This window comes from Nostoc sp. FACHB-280, assembly GCF_014697615.1.
Taxonomy (GTDB): Bacteria; Cyanobacteriota; Cyanobacteriia; order Cyanobacteriales; family Nostocaceae; genus Nostoc_B.
The window spans coordinates 22,792-29,273 of sequence record NZ_JACJSD010000068.1 but is presented as its reverse complement, the minus strand read 5'-3'; the positions used below and the strand labels follow the sequence as shown (position 1 = coordinate 29,273).

5 protein-coding genes are annotated in these 6,482 nt (G+C 42.9%); 1 reads left to right on the top strand and 4 read right to left on the bottom strand.

The window, feature by feature from the left end; genetic code table 11:
- Positions 1-290: 290 nt before the first annotated feature.
- From H6G75_RS30145 to H6G75_RS30130, 4 genes are read right to left on the bottom strand one after another with little or no spacing between them, the layout of a single operon-like run.
- Positions 291-1,559, bottom strand: coding sequence for an MFS transporter (locus H6G75_RS30145; RefSeq protein WP_190983577.1), 1,269 nt, complete (start codon positions 1,557-1,559; stop codon positions 291-293).
- Positions 1,528-1,998, bottom strand: coding sequence for a MarR family winged helix-turn-helix transcriptional regulator (locus H6G75_RS30140; RefSeq protein WP_190983576.1), 471 nt, complete (start codon positions 1,996-1,998; stop codon positions 1,528-1,530). Before H6G75_RS30140 ends, H6G75_RS30145 begins: the two co-directional genes overlap by 32 nt.
- Positions 1,999-2,017: 19 nt before the next feature.
- Positions 2,018-2,875, bottom strand: a complete 858-nt coding sequence (locus tag H6G75_RS30135) for an ABC transporter permease (RefSeq protein ID WP_190983575.1) — start codon at positions 2,873-2,875, stop codon at positions 2,018-2,020.
- Positions 2,832-3,686: an ATP-binding cassette domain-containing protein gene (locus H6G75_RS30130; RefSeq protein ID WP_190983574.1), complete on the bottom strand. Its 855-nt coding sequence runs from the start codon at positions 3,684-3,686 to the stop codon at positions 2,832-2,834. The genes H6G75_RS30135 and H6G75_RS30130 overlap by 44 nt, the downstream gene beginning before the upstream one ends.
- Before the next feature lie 202 nt (positions 3,687-3,888).
- On the opposite strand from H6G75_RS30130, the gene H6G75_RS30125 reads away from it, so the two are divergent.
- Complete coding sequence (locus H6G75_RS30125; RefSeq protein WP_190983573.1) at positions 3,889-6,453, top strand: penicillin acylase family protein; 2,565 nt, start codon at positions 3,889-3,891, stop codon at positions 6,451-6,453.
- The last annotated feature ends 29 nt before the right edge of the window (positions 6,454-6,482 follow it).

Sequence of the window (6,482 nt, the reverse complement as noted above, 5' to 3'; positions counted from 1 at the left end):
AATTTTGGGCTGATTTAGCTGATGAATTGATGCGCCTCAAGCCCCATAAACTACCCTATTTTCAGCAAGGTTTACGGGCTATGACTCTTATCCAGTCTGCTTTATAACTTCTCTGTCACCCCTTCAGGGATTAGAGGCTAGCAGGACTTACGCAGAATCATGAAAAAACGAACCACAAAGGGCGCAAAGGACACGAAGTTAAGAGGATTCGAGAGGGTTTTTGCGTAAGTCCTAGCTAGTTAGAAAATGTGGCGTTGCTTAAAATATTTCCTCTAACCTCTAAGTAACCTCTAACCTAATTCTTCCAATGCCCCAAGTTTAACCATACCCGGCCAAATCTTAGCTACTGCCAGCACTACTAAAATTGTGCCAACTCCGCCACCAACAACCGCCGCAATGGGGCCAAATATGGCCGCAGCTAGACCAGATTCAAAACCACCCAACTCGTTAGAAGCACTGATAAATACGCTATTAATTGCCGCTACCCGACCACGTAAATGATCGGGTGTTTTAATTTGGACTAAAGTATGGCGAATCACCACACTAATACTATCTAACGCCCCACTCAACACCAACATGAGTAGGGATAGCAAAAACCAACGGGACAGACCAAAAATAATTGTAACCACGCCAAAGCCAACAACTGACCAAAGTAAGGCTGGCCCGGCTTTGCGTAATGGGGGTAGATAGGCCAAACTCACAGCCATAATTAATGCCCCAATAGAAGGGGCGGCTTGCATATATCCTAATTCCACTGGGCCGACACGTAAGATATCTTTGGCAAAAATCGGCAGTAGTGCGATCGCACCACCAAATAACACCGCAAACATATCTAAGGTAATGGCGGCTAAAATTAACTGATTCTCCCAGAGAAATTTCACGCCGGCGGAGAGTGCTTGCAAAGAAAGTGGTTCTTTAGCGCGAATATTTTTTTGCTCTTTAATTGTGGCTGTGAGACAGAAACATAAAAAAGCTGCGATCGCAGCTAATATATATACCCCTGTAGCACTTCCCAGTAAAGCAATGCCAAAACCACCCAAAGCGGGGCCAATCACTGAGGCTAACTGAAAGCTACTACTATTCCAAGTGGCAGCATTGGTAAAAGCACTCACAGGTATTAACTGCCACATTAAAGCATCACCCGCCGGTTTGAGAAATGCTCTAGCAACGCCAGATAATACTAAGCAGGCATAAATTAAAAATACTGCGCCCTTAGTATAGGAAAGTACTCCTAAAGTCAGGGAACAGAGAGCGAGTAAAATGACTGAAGCTAAAACAGTGATTTTGCGATCGCGGCGATCAGCTAAATCTCCTGCAACTAAGGTGAGGGCAATAATTGGTAAGACTTGGGCCAGTCCCACACCGCCTAAAGCCAAAGCTGAATCAGTCCGTTCATACAGTTCCCAGCCGATAGCGACTGTTTGCATTTGCGAGCCAATAAATAGCAGCAAGCGCCCAATGGTAAACAATCTATAGTCGCGGAATCTTAAAGCTGCAAAGGGATCGTGTTTTTCAGCCTGATTGCTGTTAGGAGTTAATTTCCGTTTGATCGAAGACATTTTTTAAGAAGGTTAACCCTTGTTCAATCTGAGAATATTCCTCGGCTGACAAATTATTGAGAATGTCAGCAATTTGAGCGCGAGTATGATTGAGGGATTGCTGAAGATGGTACTTACCCTCGTCAGTTAAGTTGAGAACTATCCGCCGTCGCTCTTGGGGATGATGTTCGCGTTGTACTAAGTTGCGCTGTACTAGCCGTTCTATGGTCGCGGAAGCTGTGGCTGAGGTGACACCAAGATGTTCTGCTAAACCAGATAGTGAACCACCAGGATTGCGGTTGATAAATGCCAGCGATCGCAACTGGGGAATTGACAAAAACCCGGCGTTATGCGCTCGCATCTCCTTCCTGATAAACCGCATCACTAATGGAATGGTCTCCATGACTTTGGCTGCACATTCTTCAGAAGTAGCAGCATGTGAGGGTTTATCGAGCTTCATGGGCTAGTTATTCTCCTAGTTACATCGCCACCCGTGGATAAAGTTTGCCACAGATGAGGGTTAATATTATTAATGTTAGTAGGAGAATTGTACAATCCAGACTAAATCCATAAAGACTTGTACCGTTGAGTAGCATTTTGCCGCGTAAAGCATCAACTTCATAAGTTAAGGGGTTGATGTGAGAAATAAATTTTAGCCAGTTTGGCATTAAGGAAATCGGATAAATCGCATTACTGGCAAAAAACAATGGCATAGTTAATAACTGTCCAATCCCCGTCATGCGTTCTCTGGTTTTTACCAAACAACCAATAATCAGGGAAAAAATACAAAAACATCCCGCACCCATAAACACAATCAGTAAGACTTGGATAATTGCCAAGGGATGTAAATTCAGCTTGACCCCTAATAAAAATGCCAGTCCGTAAATAATAAATACCTGTGACAAGCACCGGACTCCACAAGCCACTGCTTTACCTAATACCATTGCAACGCGGGGTGTCGGACTGGCTAAGAATTTATGCACAATTCCTAAATCCCGTTCCCAAATTAAAGTCATTCCCCCAGTGAAAATGGCGACAAACAAAACACTCTGCGCCAAAATCCCTGCGGTCATAAAATCTAAATAAGGCAGATTTCCCCCAGTTGGGATGGCTCTAATTTTGGAGAAGACTTGCCCGAATATAAGTAACCATAGTGCTGGCTGGACAGCTCTCACGGCTAAATCGGTGGGATCATGGCGGAGTTTGCGAACTTCGAGTTCTGCGATCGCCAATGTTTTGATAATTAACTCACTAATTGCAGAGATAAAATTATGCTTGCGCGTCGCTTTGGTTCTAACCCAACCGTTGAGCAGTACGCCTGGTTCTTGCTGTGTCACGGTAGTTAACTCCTGATACTAATTGGTCGCCTGTGTAATGAATAAAGACATCATCTAAAGTTGCATTCGGCTTACCGAGTGAGGCTTTGAGGTCTTTGGGTGCGCCTTGGGTAATTTCTGCGCCGCGCTGCATAATTACTACTCGGTCACAAAGATTATCGGCTTCTTCTAAAAAGTGCGTAGTTAAAAATATCGTGGTGCCAAAATCAGTACAAAGTTTCTGTACCAATTGCCAAACTTGAGTGCGTGCAAGGGGATCGAGTCCGACTGTAGGTTCATCTAAAAACAAAATTTGCGGCTGATGCAAAATCGATTGAGCTATTTCTAGTTTGCGAATCATCCCACCAGAGTAATTTCTGACTAAGCGATGGGTGGCATCTGCTAAACCCATAAATGCCAGAATTTCCTTGATGTATCGTTCTCGATGCTTGGTAGGAATTTCATACAACTTGGCAAATATCAACAGATTTTCGTAACCGGTGAGGCTACCATCAGCAGAAAGGGCTTGCGGTACATAGCCAATCACCCTTCTCACAGGTGTAGATTGATGGGTGATATCATAGCCGGCTAAGGTTGCTTTCCCTGCACTGCTAGGTAACAAAGTCGTCAACATTTTAATTACGGTACTCTTACCAGCACCATTCGGCCCCAGTAAGCCAAAAACTTCCCCTTGTTCTACAGAGATGCTAAGGTCGTCAACCGCCGTAACCTTACCAAAGCGGCGTGTGAGTCCTTGGGTTTCTAAAATAATCGGTTTCGGTATGCTGGCAGGTATTTCCGACCGATTTGCTTTTTCTGTCAGTCCTGTCACAAGTTTATCTACTCTCTTATAATTAGATAAACTAAATATTAGGTTTACAATATATACCTGTCAATAGCTCATGGCATAAAAGTTAATGATTGACGCACTCCCCACTTTCAAGTCCTGATGTAAACGATTGAAAAGAAAAATTCCCCAAACTGCCAATTACTAGGACAATTTGTCCCAGTAATAAAATTGGCAAGACTCCTCCATGAATCCACGCTACTCATATATCAAAAGCAGAAAAAAACGTTGGTTACGCCAAGGACTCCAACTTATCGTAATTACGCTGCTAGGATTGGGGCTATTGGTAGGAGGATTTGCCATTTATACTGTGCGGCGTTCTTTTCCCCAAGTAAACGGCACAATTCCCCTACCTGGACTAAAAGCAGAGGTGACAGTCCAGCGAGATCAATGGGGAGTTCCCCATATATATGCCAGTAATACCCATGATTTATTCATGGCACAGGGTTACACACACGCCCAAGACAGATTTTGGCAAATGGACTTTTGGCGACATATTGGTTCTGGGCGGCTGGCAGAAATTTTTGGTCAGTCCCAGGTAGAAACAGATAAATATCTGCGGACAATGGGTTGGGACAGAGTAGCACAGCAAGAAATTCAACAAATGGATGGGCAGATGCAAGCTGATTTGCAAGCCTATGCTGACGGTGTGAATGCTTATTTGGCAGACCATCAAGGTAGCGCCTTGAGTTTAGAATATGCTGTGTTGCAGTTACTGAATCCCCGCTATAAACCGGAACCTTGGCAACCCCTACACTCTTTAACTTGGGGTAAAGTGATGGCTTACGATTTGGGGAGGAATTTTCAAAGTGAAATTGAACGGACTATTTTGTTAAAAAGTCTGTCACCACAGCAGGTTGAAGAATTGTTTCCACCTTATCCCAAAAATTTACCTGTAATTTTGCCAGAGTTGCAAACTGAGCCAGTTGATAAAGTCAAAGAAAATTTACCACCTAATTTCCCAATTGCGATCGCCTCTACTCTAAAATCCACTATCCCCGCAATCAAAGCGTTGGAAAACCTCATCGGTGCAACGGGAGTTGGTATCGGTTCTAATAACTGGGTAATATCTGGTGAACGCACAGTTACTAAGAAACCAATTTTGGCTAATGATCCACATTTAGCTGTACAGATTCCTTCGATTTGGTATGAAGTGGGATTGCATTGTATTAACAAGAATGCTGAATGTCCTTATAACGTGGCTGGTTTTTCCTTTGCGGGAATGTTAGGAGTGATTATTGGTCATAGCGATCGCATTGCTTGGGGTGTGACTAACGTACAATCTGATGTGATGGATTTATACATTGAAAAAATCAATCCCAATAATCCCAATCAGTACGAAGTTAACGGGAAATGGGTAGATATGCAGCTTGTTCCACAAACTATCCAAGTTGCAGGTAGTCAGCCAATACTGCACACAGTCCGCTACACGCGACACGGGCCGATTCTTTCCGATGTTTCACCCAATTTGCAAAAATTTCAACCGCAGCCATCAGTCCAAGTCCCACAACAATATGCTGTCGCTTTGCGTTGGACAGCTTTAGAACCTTCGAGATTAGCCTACTCCATTACTGGTATAAACCGCGCCCAAAATTGGCCAGAATTTCGCGCTGCGGCGAAGGATTTTGATATAGCTGCTCAAAATTTAGTTTATGCAGATATTGATGGCAATATTGGCTATCAAATGCCCGGTAAAATGCCCATTCGCACTCAGGGAAATGGGCGTTATCCGGTTCCAGGTTGGACAGATGAACATGAATGGCAAAGCTATATTGATTTTGCCAAGTTACCCTATAGCTTTAATCCCCAACAAGGCTATATTGCTACGGCTAATAATTTGGTAGCAGAAAACTATCCTTATGTGATTACAACCGATTGGGTCTATGGCTATCGGGCGGCGCGAATTACAGAAATGATTAACCAACAAACTCAAGACATTTCCATTCAAGATGTGCAGGAAATTCAAGGAGATAATAAAAATTTAACTGCACAAATTTTAGTGCCATTGTTGCAGAATATATCTTTGGATAACCAGAGATTAGAAACAGCACGAAAGTTACTAATAGATTGGAATTTCCAGCTAGAAATGTCATCACCAGCCGCAGCCTTATTTGAAGTTTTTTGGAAACATTTGTTAGCAGAAACTTTTCATGACCAGTTACCAAGTGAATTTTATCCTGATGGTGGCGATCGCTGGTATGCTGTCGTACAGAATTTAGTCAATCAGCCTAATAGTTTTTGGTGGGATAACAGTAAAACACCACAAAGAGAAAACCGTGACCAAATTTTGCAGCAAGCTTTAAAAGATGCGGTGACAGAATTAGAGAAACTTCAAGGTAAAGATGCACAAAAATGGAATTGGGGGAAATTGCATACGATTACTTTCCGTCATGCAACATTAGGTAAATCTGGTGTTCCCCTACTTGAAGCATTATTTAATCGTGGTGCTTTTGCAACGGCGGGGAATGGTGAAACTGTTAATGCTAATCGTTGGCGAGCGAATAAATCTTTTGAAGTTACCGATATTCCTTCTTTGCGGATGATAGTAGACTTGGGCAACTTAGATCAATCACTTGCCATTCATACACCCGGACAATCTGGACATGCCTTTCATCAACATTATGTAGATATGGTAGAACCTTGGCAGAAAATTGAATATCATCAGATGCTTTGGGAAAATGAGACTATTAAAGCGCACACAGCGACAACTTTGCAGTTAATTCCGAAATCTCATTCTATGTCAAGGCAATAAAAGCGAAAATAACTATTAATCATTGACCC

Coding starts and splice junctions, on each gene's coding strand:
- H6G75_RS30145 (WP_190983577.1), bottom strand. CDS start 1,559: ATGTCTTCGATCAAACGGAAATTAACTCCTAACAGCAATCAGGCTGAA.
- H6G75_RS30140 (WP_190983576.1), bottom strand. CDS start 1,998: ATGAAGCTCGATAAACCCTCACATGCTGCTACTTCTGAAGAATGTGCA.
- H6G75_RS30125 (WP_190983573.1), top strand. CDS start 3,889: ATGAATCCACGCTACTCATATATCAAAAGCAGAAAAAAACGTTGGTTA.